General features: G+C 69.0%; 23 protein-coding genes. 12 read left to right on the top strand and 11 right to left on the bottom strand.

Going from position 1 to position 15,673, the window contains the following annotated elements:
- The first annotated feature begins 15 nt into the window (after positions 1-15).
- The 4 genes from AC07NS_RS05085 to AC07NS_RS05070 all read left to right on the top strand — a co-directional run bounded on the left by AC07NS_RS05085 (position 16) and on the right by AC07NS_RS05070 (position 2,064).
- A complete protein-coding gene (locus tag AC07NS_RS05085; RefSeq protein WP_494601948.1) occupies positions 16-744 on the top strand; it encodes an FkbM family methyltransferase in 729 nt (242 codons plus the stop codon).
- A 68-nt stretch (positions 745-812) separates the two neighbouring features.
- Complete coding sequence (locus AC07NS_RS05080) at positions 813-1,292, top strand: glycoside hydrolase family 108 protein (RefSeq protein ID WP_494601947.1); 480 nt, start codon at positions 813-815, stop codon at positions 1,290-1,292.
- A 2-nt stretch (positions 1,293-1,294) separates the two neighbouring features.
- Positions 1,295-1,711: a 3TM-type holin gene (locus tag AC07NS_RS05075; RefSeq protein ID WP_494601946.1), complete on the top strand. Its 417-nt coding sequence runs from the start codon at positions 1,295-1,297 to the stop codon at positions 1,709-1,711.
- A gap of 35 nt (positions 1,712-1,746) precedes the next feature.
- Positions 1,747-2,064, top strand: coding sequence for a hypothetical protein (locus AC07NS_RS05070; RefSeq protein WP_494601945.1), 318 nt, complete (start codon positions 1,747-1,749; stop codon positions 2,062-2,064).
- Here the strand turns inward: AC07NS_RS05070 and AC07NS_RS05065 are convergent.
- Positions 2,018-2,350, bottom strand: coding sequence for a hypothetical protein (locus AC07NS_RS05065; RefSeq protein ID WP_494601944.1), 333 nt, complete (start codon positions 2,348-2,350; stop codon positions 2,018-2,020). The genes AC07NS_RS05070 and AC07NS_RS05065 overlap by 47 nt on opposite strands.
- A gap of 98 nt (positions 2,351-2,448) precedes the next feature.
- Here AC07NS_RS05065 and AC07NS_RS05060 point away from each other — a divergent pair, with 98 nt between their 5' ends.
- The 6 genes from AC07NS_RS05060 to AC07NS_RS05035 all read left to right on the top strand — a co-directional run bounded on the left by AC07NS_RS05060 (position 2,449) and on the right by AC07NS_RS05035 (position 7,289).
- Entirely contained in the window at positions 2,449-3,015 is a 567-nt protein-coding gene (locus AC07NS_RS05060; protein WP_494601943.1) for a hypothetical protein, read from the top strand.
- A gap of 9 nt (positions 3,016-3,024) precedes the next feature.
- Complete coding sequence (locus AC07NS_RS05055; protein ID WP_494601942.1) at positions 3,025-4,296, top strand: SGNH/GDSL hydrolase family protein; 1,272 nt, start codon at positions 3,025-3,027, stop codon at positions 4,294-4,296.
- 81 nt (positions 4,297-4,377) lie between these two features.
- A complete protein-coding gene (locus AC07NS_RS05050) occupies positions 4,378-4,923 on the top strand; it encodes a hypothetical protein (protein ID WP_494601941.1) in 546 nt (181 codons plus the stop codon).
- A 142-nt stretch (positions 4,924-5,065) separates the two neighbouring features.
- On the top strand, positions 5,066-6,007 hold the full coding sequence (gene ftsY, locus AC07NS_RS05045) for a signal recognition particle-docking protein FtsY (RefSeq protein ID WP_494601940.1): 942 nt from the start codon (positions 5,066-5,068) through the stop codon (positions 6,005-6,007).
- A gap of 4 nt (positions 6,008-6,011) precedes the next feature.
- Positions 6,012-6,635, top strand: coding sequence for an inner membrane-spanning protein YciB (locus AC07NS_RS05040; RefSeq protein ID WP_494601939.1), 624 nt, complete (start codon positions 6,012-6,014; stop codon positions 6,633-6,635).
- 84 nt (positions 6,636-6,719) lie between these two features.
- Positions 6,720-7,289: a MarR family winged helix-turn-helix transcriptional regulator gene (locus AC07NS_RS05035; RefSeq protein WP_110121155.1), complete on the top strand. Its 570-nt coding sequence runs from the start codon at positions 6,720-6,722 to the stop codon at positions 7,287-7,289.
- Between the two features lie 138 nt (positions 7,290-7,427).
- Here AC07NS_RS05035 and AC07NS_RS05030 read toward each other — a convergent pair whose 3' ends face one another.
- From AC07NS_RS05030 to AC07NS_RS05010, 5 genes are all read right to left on the bottom strand, one after another.
- Complete coding sequence (locus tag AC07NS_RS05030; RefSeq protein ID WP_494601938.1) at positions 7,428-7,712, bottom strand: hypothetical protein; 285 nt, start codon at positions 7,710-7,712, stop codon at positions 7,428-7,430.
- 78 nt (positions 7,713-7,790) lie between these two features.
- Positions 7,791-8,303, bottom strand: a complete 513-nt coding sequence (locus AC07NS_RS05025; RefSeq protein WP_494601936.1) for a DsbE family thiol:disulfide interchange protein — start codon at positions 8,301-8,303, stop codon at positions 7,791-7,793.
- Positions 8,300-8,467: a heme exporter protein CcmD gene (gene ccmD / locus AC07NS_RS05020; RefSeq protein ID WP_494601935.1), complete on the bottom strand. Its 168-nt coding sequence runs from the start codon at positions 8,465-8,467 to the stop codon at positions 8,300-8,302. The genes AC07NS_RS05025 and ccmD overlap by 4 nt, the downstream gene beginning before the upstream one ends.
- A 4-nt stretch (positions 8,468-8,471) precedes the next feature.
- Positions 8,472-9,218 (bottom strand): heme ABC transporter permease CcmC, encoded by a 747-nt coding sequence (gene ccmC, locus AC07NS_RS05015; protein ID WP_494601933.1) that lies wholly within the window; start codon positions 9,216-9,218, stop codon positions 8,472-8,474.
- Between the two features lie 49 nt (positions 9,219-9,267).
- A complete protein-coding gene (locus AC07NS_RS05010) occupies positions 9,268-9,924 on the bottom strand; it encodes a Spy/CpxP family protein refolding chaperone (RefSeq protein ID WP_494601932.1) in 657 nt (218 codons plus the stop codon).
- A gap of 275 nt (positions 9,925-10,199) precedes the next feature.
- Here AC07NS_RS05010 and AC07NS_RS05005 point away from each other — a divergent pair, with 275 nt between their 5' ends.
- The gene (locus AC07NS_RS05005) at positions 10,200-11,093 is read left to right on the top strand and encodes a DMT family transporter (RefSeq protein ID WP_494601931.1); all 894 of its coding nucleotides are present in this window, start codon (positions 10,200-10,202) and stop codon (positions 11,091-11,093) included.
- 180 nt (positions 11,094-11,273) lie between these two features.
- Here AC07NS_RS05005 and AC07NS_RS05000 read toward each other — a convergent pair whose 3' ends face one another.
- Positions 11,274-11,726 carry a putative signal transducing protein gene (locus tag AC07NS_RS05000; protein WP_494601930.1) on the bottom strand — a complete coding sequence of 151 codons (453 nt, stop codon included), beginning with the start codon at positions 11,724-11,726 and terminating at the stop codon, positions 11,274-11,276.
- Between the two features lie 13 nt (positions 11,727-11,739).
- Positions 11,740-12,231 carry a hypothetical protein gene (locus AC07NS_RS04995; protein ID WP_494601929.1) on the bottom strand — a complete coding sequence of 164 codons (492 nt, stop codon included), beginning with the start codon at positions 12,229-12,231 and terminating at the stop codon, positions 11,740-11,742.
- 107 nt (positions 12,232-12,338) lie between these two features.
- Here AC07NS_RS04995 and AC07NS_RS04990 point away from each other — a divergent pair, with 107 nt between their 5' ends.
- Positions 12,339-12,881 (top strand): surface-adhesin E family protein, encoded by a 543-nt coding sequence (locus tag AC07NS_RS04990; RefSeq protein WP_494601928.1) that lies wholly within the window; start codon positions 12,339-12,341, stop codon positions 12,879-12,881.
- Positions 12,882-12,887: 6 nt separating this feature from the next.
- Here AC07NS_RS04990 and AC07NS_RS04985 read toward each other — a convergent pair whose 3' ends face one another.
- The 3 genes from AC07NS_RS04985 to ccmA form a co-directional block, all read right to left on the bottom strand.
- A complete protein-coding gene (locus tag AC07NS_RS04985) occupies positions 12,888-14,195 on the bottom strand; it encodes a ComEC/Rec2 family competence protein (RefSeq protein WP_494601927.1) in 1,308 nt (435 codons plus the stop codon).
- A 99-nt stretch (positions 14,196-14,294) separates the two neighbouring features.
- Positions 14,295-14,960 (bottom strand): heme exporter protein CcmB, encoded by a 666-nt coding sequence (gene ccmB / locus AC07NS_RS04980; RefSeq protein ID WP_494601925.1) that lies wholly within the window; start codon positions 14,958-14,960, stop codon positions 14,295-14,297.
- Positions 14,957-15,574 (bottom strand): heme ABC exporter ATP-binding protein CcmA, encoded by a 618-nt coding sequence (ccmA, locus tag AC07NS_RS04975; RefSeq protein ID WP_494601924.1) that lies wholly within the window; start codon positions 15,572-15,574, stop codon positions 14,957-14,959. The genes ccmB and ccmA overlap by 4 nt, the downstream gene beginning before the upstream one ends.
- Positions 15,575-15,673: the final 99 nt, after the last annotated feature.

Genomic DNA, 15,673 nt, shown 5'->3' with positions numbered 1-15,673 from the left:
ACGCCTGGTCGAGCGATGGCCCAGAATCAACCCATGGAAGGGCCAATAAACCTTGTCGATGTCGGAGCCGCCGGAGGCGTCGCTTCGTATTGGAAGGAAGTGGCCTGGAAGCTGGCGTTGACCCTGGTTGAGCCTTCAGCGAAGGACGCCGCTGAACTGAGGGCGGCGATGCCTGCGGCCAGGGTGATCGAGGCTGCTCTTTCCGACGTTGACGGGGACCGCCCGCTCTTCATTGCGGCCGCGCCTCACTGTTCATCTCTGCATCGTCCCAACTGGGATGTCTTGGGGCAGTACGCCGTGGCGCCCTGCTTTGAGACGGTCGCGGTCGAGACGGTGTCGTGCCGCCGTTACGACGGCTTGGACGCGCCTGTTCCGCACATCCTGAAATTGGACGTGCAAGGCCACGAGCTGGAAGTGTTGAAGGGGTTCGGCGCATTGCTGCACCAATGCGTCGCGATCGAACTCGAGGCGCATTTCTATCCGATCTATCAGGATCAGGCCCTGTTGAGCGAACTGGTCGAGTACTTGGCAGGCTACGGCTTCCGCTTAAGGAAGGTCGCGCCGCAAATGTCGTTCGACGGTGACCTGGTCGAATGCAACGCCTACTTCACGCGTTCGGCTGGGAACCCCTTCCAGGAGAACGTTCTGGCGATCGTCACCTGGGCGTGGGGCCTGGAAGTCTCGCCGACCGGCGCGCAGTTCGCCGCTGGCCTGGGTCCGCGATGGGGAGTGGCGGCGGAATAACAGCATAGCTTTCTAGAGGCCGCTTCTTCTGTGCGTTGCCGCTTCCAGAGGCAGGCCACAGTACGGGCATGACAAACGCACCCATCACCTTCGACGAAGCCTTCGAGCGCCTGCTCGGCCACGAGGGCGGCTATGTCAACGATCCCCGCGATCCGGGCGGCGAGACCAAGTACGGGATCAGCAAGCGCTCGTATCCCGGCGAGGACATCAAAGCCCTGACCCTGGCCCGGGCCAAAGCGATCTACTATCGCGATTTTTGGCTCAAATGCGCCTGCGACCATGCGCCGGTCGCGGCGTTCGATATTTTCGACATGGCCGTGAACAGCGGCGTCGATGCGGCCAAGAAGACCCTGCAGCGCGCTGTCGGCGTGAAGGCCGACGGCGACATCGGACCGGTGACCCTGCGCGCGATCGGCGCGATGGATCCCGAGCGCCTGGCGGCGCGGTTCAACGGGTGGCGTCTCGATTTCCTCAACGACCTGCCGACCTGGCCGACCTATGGCCGGGGCTGGGCTCAACGGATCGCCGAAAACCTCAAAAGGATCTGATCATGGCCGTGGAGCCGATTTCCGCAGCGCTGGACCTGGGCGGTAAGCTGATCGACCGCCTGTGGCCCGACAAGGTGGCCGACGCGGCGAACCGCGCGGCCGCGCAACTGAAGCTCCTCGAGCTGCAGCAGCAGGGCGACCTGGCCGAGCTGACGGCCCGGGCCAACATCGTGCTGGCCGAGGCCAAGAGCGAAGGCTTCCTGGCCAATAGCTGGCGGCCGATCCTGATGCTGGTCTTCGGCGGTCTGATCGTGGCCCGCTGGTTCGGCCTGGCCGCGCCGAACCTCTCCCAGGATGAGTACCTGAAGCTGTGGGACATCGTGCAGCTGGGCCTGGGTGGCTACGTCATCGGTCGCAGCGCCGAAAAGGTCGTGCCCCAGGTGGCGGCGGCCGTGGCCACCGCCGTCGGCAAGAAGTGAACCCCGGCCTTCGGGCCGAGCGTTAGGAGGGGCGGGTGGCGCCAACGAAGGGTAACACCATGGCCGAGCGCATGACGGCGGTGGAGATCTGGCAGAGCGAGCACGAAAAGGCCTGCGCCTCGCGCTGGGGTCTTCTGCTCAAGGTGATCGGCTGGGGCGGATCCTTGGCCTTCGTCACCGTGCTGGGGGTCGCGGGCTTCGGCCTGAAGTCGATCTACGACGGCCAGCAAAAGCAGCTCGACAGCCTGCGCGCCCTGAGCGTGCAGGTCGCCGCCGCGCCGGCCGCGCCGGCGGCCGTCGTCGCTGTCAATCCGGCGCCGACGCTTCCGCCGACACCGACCGCACCCCGTTGAGGTCGGAAGCCCGGAACCGGGCCACATAGCGCAACACCCCCACCTCCATAGCGCTGACGTCCACGGCGTTGGCCGATAGGCCGGCGCAACGCGTGCGGCAGGCGAAGGCGCCGTCCTTGAGCAACTCCACGATTGGGCGGGATCCTGGCGGCTTGTCGGCGGCCTTGGCCAGGTTCAGGTCGTAGCTGTGGCGGCAGCCCGGGCAGTGGGCGCTGACCCGCCAGTCGAGGTCGGCGCAGACACGCAGGGTGATGCGGTTGGGGGCGATGGGCCAGGATCCGGGCATGCGCGAACAAAGCCGGAACTTTGCCGAAGAGTCGAGGGGCGGCGTTGCCGCAGGCGGTGCGGCCCTAGGGTTGGTCATGCGGACCAACGGAGGGCGACTTGGCCAAGATCCACATCACCTGGCGGCGTAACGACCACGTCTATGGAGGCCAGGGCCTGCAGGTCGGTGGCGACGTTGTCGTGTCGGAAGCCGCTCCGGACTTCGGACAGACCCCCGGCAAGGCCATCGTTCGGGTCTTGAGCGGCTCGGTGTTCATCAAGCCGGGCTCGACCGTCGACGGCGAGAGCGGTGCGTTCGCCACGGCCGGCGATCCGCCGATGGTCGTGGCGATCAGCGCCGGCGCCACCCTGGCGTTCGTCGATGCGGGCGGGGCGGGCTCGGCCTATGACCTCGCGGCCAATCTGAACATCGCCAACGGGGCGTATGGCCCGATCGTCAGCGGTATACCGGCCGGCTCCTACGGTCTGACCATGGTAGCCGCCAACTGGAACGGGGCGACGATCAAGCTCCAGTACCTGGGGCCGGACAATGCCAGCTGGATCGACGTCGAGAACGGCAGCCTGACCCAGAACGGCGTCAAGGGCGTGGTGGTCTGGGACAACGCCACGGTGCGCCCGGCCGCCACCGGCGGCGCGCCGACCGGCGTGTACATCAAGTTGGGTTGAGGAGGGATCATGCCGCTTCCCACATCCTATGGCCTTGCCCGTGGGTGGCCGCAGGTCGGCGGCCGCGGCCGATCGACCTCGCCGATCGCCGTCGCGCCCAACGCCGTCGCCCCGATCGGGGACAGCATCACCGACGTCATGTCGTTCGACGCCAAGGGCATCCAGGGGGCGATCAGCTGTCACATCCTCTGGGCGAACATGCTCAACAAGCACGCCTTCCACCTGACGGGCGAGTTCGCGACCGGGGGCTTCAGCAGCACCCAGATCCGCGACACCTGGCTTGAGCCGGCCCTGGCCAGCCGCCCCGCCTTCTTGCTGGCGCTGGCCGGGGTGAACGATCCGGGCAAAGGCATATCCCTGGCCACGACCGTGGCCAACCTCACCGCCATGGCCGAGCGCGCCCTGCAGCTGGGCGTGCGCCCGGTCATCTGCACCAACCCGGGCAGCGAAGCCTTCACGGTCGAGCAGGCCGCAAGCTTCCACGGCGCGGGGGGATTGAACGATCAGATCCGCGCGCTGGCCGCGGCGGACCGGCGGGTCATCGTCGTGGATCTCGCGGCGGCGCTTCTGGCTTCCACGGCGCCGATCGTCTTCGACACCGGCTTCTCCTACGACGGCCTGCATCTGGACGTGCCCGGCGGGATCGCCGGCGGGGCGGCGCTTGGCGCTGGCCTGCTGCCCTATGTGCCGGCCCCGTCGGATCCGAGCTTGGTGGGCAGCCTGGTGGCAAACGCCGACTATGCGACGGGGACGGGAGGATCGGTGGGCACGGGCAACACCGGAACCTTGCCGGCCTCGTTCACGGCGGCGCGCGACAACACCAACTGCTCGACGGTCTTCTCGGTCAACACCCGGGGCGACGGCGTAAAGGAGATCGTGGCGGCTCTGACAGCCAACAACGCCTCTGGAACTACGCTCGGCGGTGTGACCATCACTCAGTCGCTCAGCGCCGCGCTCTTCCCGACCAAGGGGGCGCGCTACGTAGTCGGCTGTCAGGTCGACGTGGACGCTGGCTTCACCAACCTCGCGGATCTCAGCAGCCAGCTGGACTTCAACTATACCGACGGCAGCTTTGACCAGGGGTACATGGCGCGGACCACGGGAAGCCGCAGGGTCATCCCATCCACCGGCGCCTTGGCCCTGACCTTGGAGACCCAGCCGATCACCTATGACGCGGCCAAGACCATTTCGACCTGTAACGCCAGGATGAAGGCGCGGTGCCTGGGTGTCGGCGCCGTGACGGCCCGGTTCAGGCGGCTCTATGTGCGGCAGGTCTCCTAGGCTGGCGTTGCGGGCGGTCTCCCAGGGCTAGCGTTCCTGGGAGATCGCCGGCGTGGCGGTCGCATTCGGAGCCCGCCCGTCATGGCCTTCAACGAACTCAACATTACCAAGATCAGCAATGTCGCGCCGGCGGACAACGTCTCGCCGTCGCTGAGCTTCTGGCACTATCGCGAAGCCGCGCTGATCGCGGCGATCGCCGCCGCCGGCTACTTCAACAACTACCGCGACTTCCTCAAGGTGGAGGACCTGATCCTGGTGCAAGCCTCGGACGGCGCCTATCACCTGAAGGTCGCCACCGTGCCGGCCGCCGGCAACGTCACCGTGACCCGCACCAACGGCCCCGTGGCCGGCAGCCTGAAGAGCGCCAGCGGCCAGGCCGCGACGGCCGCGGCCTCGAACACCATCGTCACCGGCCTGGCCACGGTCAGCGCCGTGGTCGCCACGCTGAACGACGACCCCGTCGCCGGCTGCACCTCGGTGACCGCGTCGATCGGTGACCAGGCCGGCGCGCCGGCGGCCGGCTCGTTCCTGCTGAAGGCCTGGAAGCCCACGGGCGCCGGCGACACCACGCCGATCGCGGCGACGACTTTCGCCAAGAAGGTCAACTGGGTCGCTTACGGAACGTAGCGACGTCGTCCGACTTGAGACCTAGTTAAATCCCTTGGTCGGAAGGGGCGGTGACAAAAAGTCGTTGCCCAGTAAGGGATTTGGTGAGGGGGTGCGTAAATCGCGTCTTCACTTTTCCCCAGGGGTCGCTACAGGAGCGCGGATGAGCGAAAAGCCCTCGCAGAAACAAGGCTGGTTCCAGCGCCTTACGGCCGGCCTGACCCGGTCTTCCCAGCAGATGACCGAGCAGGTCACCGGCGCCTTCACCAAGAAGCCGCTGGACCAGGAGCAGCTGGACGCGCTGGAGGAGATGCTGATCGAGGCCGACCTCGGCCCGCAGATCGCCGCCCGCATCGCCGACGCCTTCGGCAAGGCCCGTTTTGGCAAGGCCTCGACCGACCACGAGGTCAAGGAAGCCCTGGCCGAGCTGATCGCCGCCGAGCTGGCCGACCGCGAAGGCCGCTTCGACCCGCTGGGCGGACCGCGTCCCTATGTGGTGCTGTTCATCGGCGTCAATGGCTCGGGCAAGACCACGACCCTGGGCAAGATCGCCGCTGACCTGACCGAGAAGGGCGCGCGCGTCCTGATCGCCGCCGGCGACACCTTCCGCGCCGCGGCCGTCGAGCAGCTGAAGGTGTGGGCCGACCGGGCCGGCGCCGACTTCATGTCCAGGCCCACGGGCAGCGACGCCGCCGCCCTGGCTTTCGAGGCCGTCGAGCGCGCCAAGGCCGAGGCCTATGACGTGGTGCTGATCGACACCGCCGGCCGCCTGCAGAACAAGCAGGGCCTGATGGACGAGCTGCTGAAGGTCATCCGGGTGGTCAAGAAGGTCGATCCGGAGTTCCCGCACGAGACCCTGCTGGTGCTCGACGCCACCGTCGGCCGCAACGCCCTGGCCCAGGAAAAGGTGTTCGGCAACAGCGTCGGCGTCTCGGGCATCGTCATGACCAAGCTGGACGGCACCGCCCGTGGCGGCGTGCTGGTGCCCGTCGCCCGCGCCTCGGACAGCCCGATCAAGCTGATCGGCGTCGGCGAAGGGGTCGATGATCTGCAACCGTTCGACGCCCGCGCCTTCTCGCGCTCGCTGGTCGGGCTGGAGGACTGAGCGCGTGACCGAGCAGAACTCCGCCGCCCCAGAAGCCCAGGCCAAGAAGAAGACCGCCTGGGTGCGCACCGCCGTCGACTACGGCGCGCCGATCGCCTTCGCGGCCACCTATTTCGTCACCAAGAACTTCCAGACCGCCACCTGGGTGCTGGTCGCCGCTTCGGCCCTGGCCCTGGTCGTCGGCTACGCCCTCGAGCGCCGCGTGGCCCTGCTGCCGCTATTCTCGGGCCTGATGGCGCTGTTCTTCGGCGTGCTGGGCCTGGTGTTCCACAGCGACGTCTTCGTGAAGATCAAGGTCACGGTGGTGAACGGCCTGCTGGCCGCCTTCATGATCGGCGGGGCGCTGATGGGCCGCGCGCCGCTGAAGGCGCTGATGGGAGAGGCCCTGCACATGTCGGACGCCGCCTGGCGGACCCTGACCCTGCGCTACGGCGGCTATTTCGCTCTGGCGGCCATCGCCAACGAAGTGGTGCGCCTGACCCAGGACACGCCCACCTGGGTGAAGTTCCGCATCGCCCTGCTGCCGCTGGCGATCGTCTTCTCGCTGACCCAGACGCCCTTCATCATGAAGCACATGGCCAAGCCGGACGACCAGAAGACCCCCGAGCCCCCGGACGCGGGTTTCTAATCCACCGCCCACGGACCATCTGTCGTCAAACCGACGCGTAACCGTGCTAGCTGGACGTCCGTCAACGGAAACGGGGCGGACGACATGGCCAAGCACAAGAGCGACAAGACCGCCGCGCGCGAGGTCGGGGTTCTCGACCGTTCGCCCAGCCACCTGCTGCATCGGGTGCTGCAGACCGCGCTCGACATCTATGTGGAAGAGACCGGCGCCGGCGGAATCACCCAGCGCCAGTTCGCCGTTCTGGCCGCCGTGGCCGAGCACGAGGGCGTCACCCAGACTGGTCTGGTCCGCGCCACCGGCATCGACCGCTCGACCCTGGCCGACATGGTCGCCCGGATGATCGCCAAGGGCCATCTGGAACGTCAGCGCTCGGAGCAGGACGCCCGCGCCAACTCCGTACGCCTCACCGACGCCGGCCGCCTGGTGCTGGAAGAGAGCCTGCCGAAGGTCGGCGCGGCCGACGCCCGGATCCTCTCGCTGCTGAAGGCCAGCAAGCGCGACGGCTTCCTCGACCTGCTGGCCGAGATGGCCGCCGTCGACCTCCACGCGCCCCCGCCCGAGCCGAAGGCCAAGAAGCCCAAGGCCGAGAAGGCGGACAAGCCGAAGAAGGAAAAGAAGGCCAAGAAGGACAAGGACGCCAAGAAGGCGGCTTGATCCGTTCCCTCTCCCCTTGCGGGAGAGGGTGGCCTCCGAAGGAGGTCGGGTGAGGGGTCTCTCAGAAATTCGCAGAGGCCTTTCGACCCCTCATCCGTCGGCTTCGCCGACACCTTCTCCCGCAAGGGGAGAAGGAAATCAGACCACGATGTTCAGCAGCGACCCCGGGCGCAGCACCTTCTGCGGTTGCTCGGTCGGGGCGGTGAAGGTCTTGGGGGCCGTGCGCTGGGCTTGCGGCTGGGTCTGGGTCTGAAGCTGCACGCTCATCGCCGACTGGGTCGGGCGCGTGGTCGTCGCGCCCGTCGCCTCGGTGACCGCCGCCTGGAAGAACGCCGCCGCGCGCGACTGGCCAGCCGGTGTCACGCCGCCGGACGAGGGTCGGGCGGGGACGGCAGGCAGGCCGGTGGGGCGAACAGTGCTCATGACGCGCAAGCTAGCATGGTTAATGCATGGTGCGCGAGCGTGGTTAACGCGGTTCTAAGGCCGGCGGCGCGCGGCCGTTTACCGCAGTTTGGCGACCAGGGCGTCGAGGTCGGCGGGGGTGAGCGGGCCGGTGTGCTTGGCGATCACCGTGCCTTTCGCGTCGACGATGAAGGTCTCGGGCACGCCGGTGACGCCGAACTCGACGCCCGCGCGGCCGTCGCGATCGACCAGCCGGGCGGCGAACGGGTCGCCCAAGCGGCCGATGAAGGCCTCGGTATTGGCCGGGGCGTCCTTGTAGGCCACGCCGACGATCCGCACGCCGCGCGCCTTCAGGGCCATCAGCTGCGGATGCTCCACCTCGCAGGGGGCGCACCAGGAGGCGAAGAAGTTGATCAGCATCGGCCCGTCGCCGGCCTGGCGGATCGCGGCGGGCGTGCCGCTGTCGAGGTCGGGCAGGGAAAGGGCCGGAACCGGCTTGCCGACCAGGGCGTCGGGGCTGACCTGCGGATTGCGCTTCAAGGCGTAGCCGGCGAACAGCACGGCCAGGGCGGCCAGAACGATCAGCGGCGCGAAGGCCAGCCAGCGCTTCACTTGGACCGCTCTTTCGCTTGCGCTTCGCGGCGCTCGACCTCGGCGCGCCAGCGGCGGGCGCTCGCCAGGCTGTCGGCGATCATCCAGACGAACACCGCCGCCGACAGGGCGAAGGCGGGCCAGACATAGACGGCGTACTTGCCGGCGTCGAAATCGAAGTGCACGCGCTTAGGCCTCCGCCGCCTTGAGGGCCAGGGCCCGGGCCTTGCGCCGCCAGACCAGGGCGCGGATCCGCACCAGCCATAGCGATCCGAAGGCCGACAGATAGGCCAGGCACATGACCAGCATCGGCCAGGCGTAGACCGCCGGCAGGCGGTCCTCGCTCTTGGCGAACAGGGTCGAGGAGCCCTGGTGCAGGCTGTTCCACCACTCGACCGAGAACTTGACGATCGGCAGGTTGATGACGCCGACCAGGGCCAGGATGGCCGCGGCCCGGGCGGCCTTCTGCTCGTCGTCCAGCGCGCCGCGCAGGGCCAGATAGCCGAGATAGAACAGCAGCAGCACCAGCACCGAGGTCAGGCGGGCGTCCCACACCCACCAGGTTCCCCACATCGGCTTGCCCCATAGCGAGCCGGTGGCCAGGGCCAGCACGGTGAAGGCCGCGCCCAACGGGGCGCAGGCCTGGGCGGCGGCGTCGGCCAGGGCGTGGCGGAAGACGAGGGCCAGGAAGCTGGCGATCCCCAGGCACAGATAGACGAAGCTGGCGAGGATGGCGGCCGGCACGTGGATGAACATCATCCGCACGGTGTCGCCCTGCTGGTAATCCTCGGGGACCATGAAGGTCAGGACGAGGCCGATGACGGCCAGCACGCCGGCGATCGCGCCGAACATGGGCGCGGCCCAGCGCGAGAAGGCCATGAACCGCTCGGGGTTGGCCAGGAAGTCGAAAGGGTTCTTGTTGTTGCGGGCGCCCATCGACCTTGACTTAGATCGGCTGAAGGACGCCCGCAATCGTCTCGGTTGTTTACGAGCCCGACTTGCGCTCGATGATCACGCGACGCTCGCTGCGGCGCTCGAAACCGGGGCCGCCGGGACCACGGGTCTCGATGCGGCGCACGGCGACGCCCGGACCGCCGCCGACCTCGGGACCGAGGATGTCGAAGGCCTTCTTCTGGCTGGGCGACAGGGCGTTGTAGAAGGCGCGCGTGGCGTCGGCCCGGGCCTTGAACTCGGCGGTGACCTTGGCCAGTTGCTCGGCCTGGCGGTCGAGGCGTTCCAGCGTGGTCGGCGGGGCCTTGTCGGCGCCGGGACCTTCAGCGCCCGGACCCTTAGCGCCGGGGCCGTCGTCGCGCACGGGCTTGGGCTCGGGGCGCTCCTTGGGGCCGGTGGCGGCGATGTAGGCCTTCAGCGCGCCTTCCTGGCGGTCAGTCAGCTGCAGCACGTCGCGCAGGTGCTTGGCGCGGGCTTCCGGGTCGCGGTGGGCGCGCATGGCCATCGGCGGCGGGCCGCGGAAGGTCAGGTGGTCGATACCGGGCGGCGGGGGCGGCGGTTCCGGGGCTTCCGGCGGGGCGGGCGGCTTGGGCGGGGCCGGGGGCTCGGCGGTCTGGGCCGCGGCGGCGACGACGCCGGCCGTGAGCGCGGCGGCGCCGGCGATCGCGAGGGACTTGAGGGCGAGGCGCATGGCGATCTCCTTGGACAGGGGCGGATACGAACTGCGGCCTAGGTTGAAGCCCGTTGTGGCGCGAAAATGTCTGAAGATGTGAACAATGTTACACGAATGAAGCTCTATCCGGATCGGCGATACGAAGAGCTGACAAATCAAGTACTTGGCGGTGTGGCCTCCGGGCCGCGCCTTGGCTCATTTCGATAATTTCATGTTCTGCAGGGGCCTGCTGACAGGTCCTGACACGGGTAAGGCCCATATCCCGCCGTATCCGAATGCGGCATGAGGCCCCCATGAAACGCGTCGCCTTCCTCGCCCTGATCCTCGCCGGCCTGCTGTGGGGCCTCGGCTTCCCGCTGGGCAAACTGATCCTGCGCGAGACCGACGCCGCCCACATGGTGCTGCTGCGTTTCGCCGTCGCCGCCGTGGTGGCCGCGCCCTTCGCCCTGCGGACCAAGGAGGCCCGCGCGCTCTTCCGCTCGCCGGTGATGCTGCTGTCGGGCGCGCTCTATGGCGTGGCCTTCATGGTGCAGTTCGAGGGGCTGGCCCATGTCAGCGTCACCCTGGCGGCCCTGCTGGTCGGGGCCATGCCGGCCCTTATCGCCGTCTGCGCCAAGGTCATGGGCGAGAAGGTCAGCCGGGCCTCGTGGATGGGCGTGGGGGCCGCGACGCTGGGCGCGGCCCTGATCGCCGGCAGACCCGACGGGGCCGGCTCGCCCCTGGGCGTGGCCCTGTCGCTGGGCTCCCTCTTCATCTTCCTGGCGTGGCTGGTAGTGCTGAAACGCGCGCCCAAGCCGCCGACCCCGATGGCCATTCCGGCGGTGACGGTTATCGTCGCGGCCCTCACCGTGCTGCCGATCGCCCTGATCATGCACGGACCGCCGAAGCTGGATCTTTCGCCGACGGCCTGGATCGGCGTGCTGGGCCTGGGCGTGCTGTCGACCCTGCTGGCCACGGCGGCCTGGCAGTTCGGCTCAGCCCGCGTCGGCAGCGCCAGCGCCGGGGTGTTCATCAACATCGAGCCGCTGATGGGCGCCTCGATCGGCGTGCTGCTGTTCGGCGACCACCTGACCCTGGCCCTGGGCGTCGGCGGCCTGATGATCATCGCCGGCAGCTTCATCACCGTGCTGGGCGAGCGGCACGCCGATCCGGACGGCCTGCAGGCGGTTCCGGCCCCCGCGCCCTAAGGCCGATCGACAGTCACCGGCCTGAGCTCATTTTTCACCGAGCATCCCCGCGAAGGCGGGGACCCAAGCCAAGTCCGCAGGTGATCCACGGCCGCGCCTCATCCTGAAGTCCAGCTTGGATCCCCGCCTTCGCGGGGAGACACGGATTGGAAGGGCGCGAACAGCTGAATGTCGATACGCCTAACCGAGCAGGACCATCAGCCAGGCGCCGAGGCCGACCAGCAGGAAAAGGCCCGTGACGCCGGCCGCGGCGAGACGGATCCGGCCGTCGTGGAGCTTGCCGTCCAGCAACAGGCCGGCCGCCGGACCGAAGGTCGCCGCCAGCAGCAGGGCCGCGCCCGCCTTGCCGGCCGAAGCGCCGTGGGCCAGCACGTCGGATTTGGTTTCAGGCTCGGGGTCCAATTCTGGCGGGATCGCGCCGCCGCGCAGGTCCTCGATCAGCCGCCGGGCCTCGTCGGCGTCGCTGTCGGGCGCCCACAGGCGAAAGCCGCCCATGGCGATGGTCATCAGATAGTCGCTGGCGCCCCAGTGCTCGTTCTGCAGCAGCACCGGCACGCCCTCGGCCCGCAGCCGAGAGGCGGCGATCTGGGCCTCGGCCAGGTCGGCGAAGCGGGCGATCTCGGTCAGGCTCATTGGCCTGCCCTCCTCAGCGCGGCTCCGAACCGAGCCGCCACAGATAGAGGTGACGCGCCGGCGTGCCGACGCGCAAGTCCTTCAGGTCCTTCTGCTCGGCTTCGCTGAGCTTGAACCGGCTGTAGCCGCGCTCGGCCAGGCATTTCTCCAGGGCCGGGGTCGCCTGGTCGCGGACGTTGCGCCAGTGGCGGTTCATCCGCAGCCGGTAGGCTTCGGCATAGGCGTAGGCCGATTGCGCCGCGCCGGTGGTGGAGGGTTCGAAGGCGCCGAGATCCGGATCGACCGGAACGTCCATGCCGAAGGTCAGGTCCACCAGCGCCAGCTTCACTGGCGCCAGGGTCTCGACATAGTGCAGGCACTCGGCCGCGTCGGTGCGGTATTTCAGGTAGCTGACGCCGGGCTTTCCCCAGCTTTCCTTGCGGGTCGGCGCGCCCTGGGCGGCGCTCGCCACGGCGAGGGCGGCCAGCAGCGACAGCGCCTTGCCGGCCGTTCGGATCCTGGTCATTCGGTACGGCCTCCCCTGCCGGCCGGTTGATCGTTCGTCGACCCATGTTACCGTGACCATGGAAGAAGAAAAGGGCGCCGCATGCGCGTCCGACGGGAGGCCGCAGGGTGGACGCTCATTTTCTCATCGCCGTTGGTGCGGCCGGGCTGCTGCTGGCGGCCCAGGCTTCCGCGCCGGTTTCAGCGCCGCCCGCCGCGCCGCAGGCCGATGCGAAGGCAGCCGCCGATATCGACGGGGTCACGGTCACGGCCCAGGAAAAGGCCAAGGCCATGCCGCCCTGGGCCGAGCGGGTGCGGGCCGACGGCTGGCCCTATTTCGCCGCCGCCGAGGAGGGGGCGGTGCTGATGTTCGCCAAGACCGCCAAGGGCAACGACGGACGCAAGCCGCAGGGCCAGGTCTGGGTCCGTCACGAGTTCCGCCTGCCGCGCACCGAGGCCCAGGCGCCGGACGCCCCGGCCTTCCGCTCCGAGAAGGTGCTGGTCGAGGTAGACTGCACGGCCGGTCGCTTCCGCAACGCCGCCGCCTTCCGCTACCCGAAGAACAACCTCGAAGGGACCGAGGACTCCTACCGTTTCGAGCAGGACTGGCAGGCCCCGACCGCCGGCACGCTGGACGCCACGGTGGTCGAGGCGGCCTGTTTGACCCCCTGAGGCCGCTCATGTGCGCCGAAGCGCGACCGAGCAGCCGGGAGATGTGCAGTTGTGCCCGGGCAAGGACGCCGGGGATCGCCAACCAAGGCCCAGGTGGCCCAAGCCGCCGAGGGCGCGATTGGTGGTGTCGCGATCGACTGGAACGCTGGCGCCGAGCATCGAATGCGGCCATCCCGCCGCCGCGTGGTCCTTGAAGGCCGTCATCGTGGGATGTTGGTGCGAGTTGCCCTGGCCGAACGAATAGGCGGTCCGGGCGCCGGGCAGGCCGCTGGCGGCGGGTGTCGCGTGGCTCGACATGTTCGCGCCGTGATGGGGGGCGACGAGCGACGTAAAGGTGGCGTTGACCGCGCCGGGAATAGCCGTGTAGCGCGCGTCGCCCGTCAACAGGATCGGGGGCTGGCCCGCTGGACCGCGCACCTCCATGGCCAGGCCCGTGTGGTTTCTGTTGGCGCCCATGCTGGTGCACTTGTGGATCGTCATCTGGCCGCTCGACAGGGTGGCCAGCGTGTTGGGCCATATGAACAGCCTGCCGGCTCTATGCAGGCCCGCGGCGAATGTGCTGTGCACCACGCCCAGGCTCTGGGCCGGGGCGATCCAGTTCAGGGCCTGGGCGCCCGGGAACTTGGCGCCCGACGACCAGTGGTCCCAGTCCCAGTGCGACAGCACCACGGGCGGAGACGCTTGATAGCAGAAGTCGGTGAGCGCCGCCGGAAAGGTGGCGAGGTTGGTGTTCACGCCGCCGCCGAGATCGAAATAGGCCAAGGGCGTCTCGCCGCTGTCGCACAGGCCGTTCGCATTGCCCTGGCCGATGTCGTAGACGCCGATCCAGTCGATCGTGCCGGTCACCGCGTCGAGCACGTCCTGGATTTCGCGGGGCTGGCGCTGCAGGGGCTCCAGATCAAGGATCTCTTCGAGTTTGCGCGAGATCCCAGGATCGACGTTCTTGACCTCTTCGACCGTGGTCGCCTGGGGCTCGCGAAAGAGATTGAAAAACAACAGGGACTCGCCGCCGGGCCTGATCGAGATTTCGTACCATCGGGGCGGCATGGCGTCGGGCCAGTCGTCGAACTCGCCGCTGGGCGGCGGCGTCTGACGGTTGTCGCGATCATGAAGAACGAAGATCGGCGCCCTGGCCGAGAACTCCGACCAGGCGTCGATGCCGGCGATCGCCGGGAGGGTGTCGAAGAAGGCCGCATCGACCGCCTCGAGCACGACGGCGTCGGGCTCGAAATGATCGATACGCGCATAGAGGCGTCTTTTGTCTTCCCGCGGCTGTCCGTCGAGGCGGGGGCGGAGGAAAGCGTTCTCGAACATCGCGTCTGCGCCAGGTTGCGAGCGGTCGCGGCGGCGATCGCCTCAGGCGGGAGCAGGATGGTTGAAAACGACCTGCGGGGGAACCCTTTCGTCGATCCCTCAGTCCAGCGCGTTCCTGCACGCCGCCGCCATGGCCAGGGGGCTCAGCGCCACGGCCGCGGCGCTGTAGGCCAGCAGGAACAGCAGGCCGCCCGTCCACGGCAGGCCGCCGGCCAGGCTGTCGAGCGCGCCGGCGCCGAAGATCACCGGCGGGGCGTAGAGCGGCAGGACGATCACCGCCACCAGCAGGCCGCCGCGGCGGCTGCCCAAGGCCAGGCTCGCGCCCAGTCCGCCAAGGAACGAGAAGGCGAGACCTCCCGCCAGGGCGCAGACGAACAATAGCGGCGCGATCGAGGGCGAGGCGCCGAGGATCACCGCGGCGATGGGCGCGGCCAGGGCCAGGGGCGCGCCGGCCGCCAGCCAGTGGGCCAGGCATTTCGCCACGGCGACCGCCTCGAGGGGAGCGGGGCCCAGCGCCAGCAGGTCCAGCGCCCCGTCCTCGAAGTCGCGCTCGAACAGGCGCTCCAGGGAAAGCAGGGCCGCCAGGGCCAGGGCCAGCCAGGCGATGCCGGGGGCCAGGGCCGCCAGGCGTTCGGGTGCGCGGCCGGCGGCCAGCGGCAGCAGGGTGACGACGCAGGCGTAGAAGGCCAGGGCCAGCAGCGGCCCGCCGCCGCGTCCCCAGGCCAGGGCCAGCTCGCGGCGGAAAAGAACGACGAAACCCCTCATCCGCCGATCTCCACGCCGCGGGCGGGGATCGGCAGGGGATCGTGCACGGCGGCCAGCAGCAGGCCGCCGCCGGCCAGGTGTTCGGCCAGGATCTCGCCGAACAGGGCGCGGTGGCCGGCGTCCAGCGGGGCCATCGGCTCGTCGAGCAGCCACAGCGGTCGCGGACTGGCCAGCAGGCGAGCAAGTGAAACACGGCGGCGCTGACCGGCCGACAGCCGGCGGACCTCCAGGTCGAGCAGGCGCGACAGGTCCAGGCGCTCGACGGCGGCGCGGGCCGAGGCTTCCGTCCCGCCGGTCCACAAGGCCTGAAACAGCAGTTCCTCCCAAGCGGTGCGGGTGGTCTTCAGCCCGTCATGGTGGCCGGCCAGGTGCAGGCCTTCGGCGCGGGCGGTTTCTGCTTCCAAGGAGGCGCCGTCGGCGCCTTCGAAGGCGATCGTTCCGGCCTGGGGCCGCAGCAGTCCGGCGACCGCGCGCAGCAGGCTGGTCTTGCCCGCGCCGTTGCGGCCCAGAAGGGTCGCCGCCTGGCCGCTTTCGAGCGCCAGATCGAGCCCCGAAAACAGGGTCCGCTCGCCCCGCGCGAGGCTCAAACCCTTTATGCGAACGGCTCTCATCATCGCAAGTCCATGCGCCGTGCATGGACGTTGTGGGTAACCGGCGCTAAGAAGCGCTCGGCCGTCACCCTCCGCTTTGGATGGGGCGTACGCGGCGCGAGG

This window comes from Caulobacter sp. GW821-FHT10A10, from assembly GCF_059415745.1.
Note: the sequence above shows the minus strand (reverse complement) of the source record. Positions and strands in the feature narration are given on the sequence as shown.

What these genes read in the sequence shown, in the direction of transcription:
- AC07NS_RS05005 (WP_494601931.1), top strand. Translation starts at nt 10,200, where the DNA reads ATGAAACGCGTCGCCTTCCTCGCCCTGATCCTCGCCGGCCTGCTGTGG.
- AC07NS_RS05030 (WP_494601938.1), bottom strand. Translation starts at nt 7,712, where the DNA reads ATGAGCACTGTTCGCCCCACCGGCCTGCCTGCCGTCCCCGCCCGACCC.
- AC07NS_RS05065 (WP_494601944.1), bottom strand. Translation starts at nt 2,350, where the DNA reads ATGCCCGGATCCTGGCCCATCGCCCCCAACCGCATCACCCTGCGTGTC.
- AC07NS_RS04985 (WP_494601927.1), bottom strand. Translation starts at nt 14,195, where the DNA reads ATGTTCGAGAACGCTTTCCTCCGCCCCCGCCTCGACGGACAGCCGCGG.
- AC07NS_RS05000 (WP_494601930.1), bottom strand. Translation starts at nt 11,726, where the DNA reads ATGAGCCTGACCGAGATCGCCCGCTTCGCCGACCTGGCCGAGGCCCAG.
- AC07NS_RS05055 (WP_494601942.1), top strand. Translation starts at nt 3,025, where the DNA reads ATGCCGCTTCCCACATCCTATGGCCTTGCCCGTGGGTGGCCGCAGGTC.
- ftsY (WP_494601940.1), top strand. Translation starts at nt 5,066, where the DNA reads ATGAGCGAAAAGCCCTCGCAGAAACAAGGCTGGTTCCAGCGCCTTACG.
- AC07NS_RS05010 (WP_494601932.1), bottom strand. Translation starts at nt 9,924, where the DNA reads ATGCGCCTCGCCCTCAAGTCCCTCGCGATCGCCGGCGCCGCCGCGCTC.
- ccmB (WP_494601925.1), bottom strand. Translation starts at nt 14,960, where the DNA reads ATGAGGGGTTTCGTCGTTCTTTTCCGCCGCGAGCTGGCCCTGGCCTGG.
- ccmA (WP_494601924.1), bottom strand. Translation starts at nt 15,574, where the DNA reads ATGATGAGAGCCGTTCGCATAAAGGGTTTGAGCCTCGCGCGGGGCGAG.
- AC07NS_RS05050 (WP_494601941.1), top strand. Translation starts at nt 4,378, where the DNA reads ATGGCCTTCAACGAACTCAACATTACCAAGATCAGCAATGTCGCGCCG.
- ccmC (WP_494601933.1), bottom strand. Translation starts at nt 9,218, where the DNA reads ATGGGCGCCCGCAACAACAAGAACCCTTTCGACTTCCTGGCCAACCCC.
- AC07NS_RS04995 (WP_494601929.1), bottom strand. Translation starts at nt 12,231, where the DNA reads ATGACCAGGATCCGAACGGCCGGCAAGGCGCTGTCGCTGCTGGCCGCC.
- AC07NS_RS05035 (WP_110121155.1), top strand. Translation starts at nt 6,720, where the DNA reads ATGGCCAAGCACAAGAGCGACAAGACCGCCGCGCGCGAGGTCGGGGTT.
- AC07NS_RS05080 (WP_494601947.1), top strand. Translation starts at nt 813, where the DNA reads ATGACAAACGCACCCATCACCTTCGACGAAGCCTTCGAGCGCCTGCTC.
- AC07NS_RS05085 (WP_494601948.1), top strand. Translation starts at nt 16, where the DNA reads ATGGCCCAGAATCAACCCATGGAAGGGCCAATAAACCTTGTCGATGTC.
- AC07NS_RS05075 (WP_494601946.1), top strand. Translation starts at nt 1,295, where the DNA reads ATGGCCGTGGAGCCGATTTCCGCAGCGCTGGACCTGGGCGGTAAGCTG.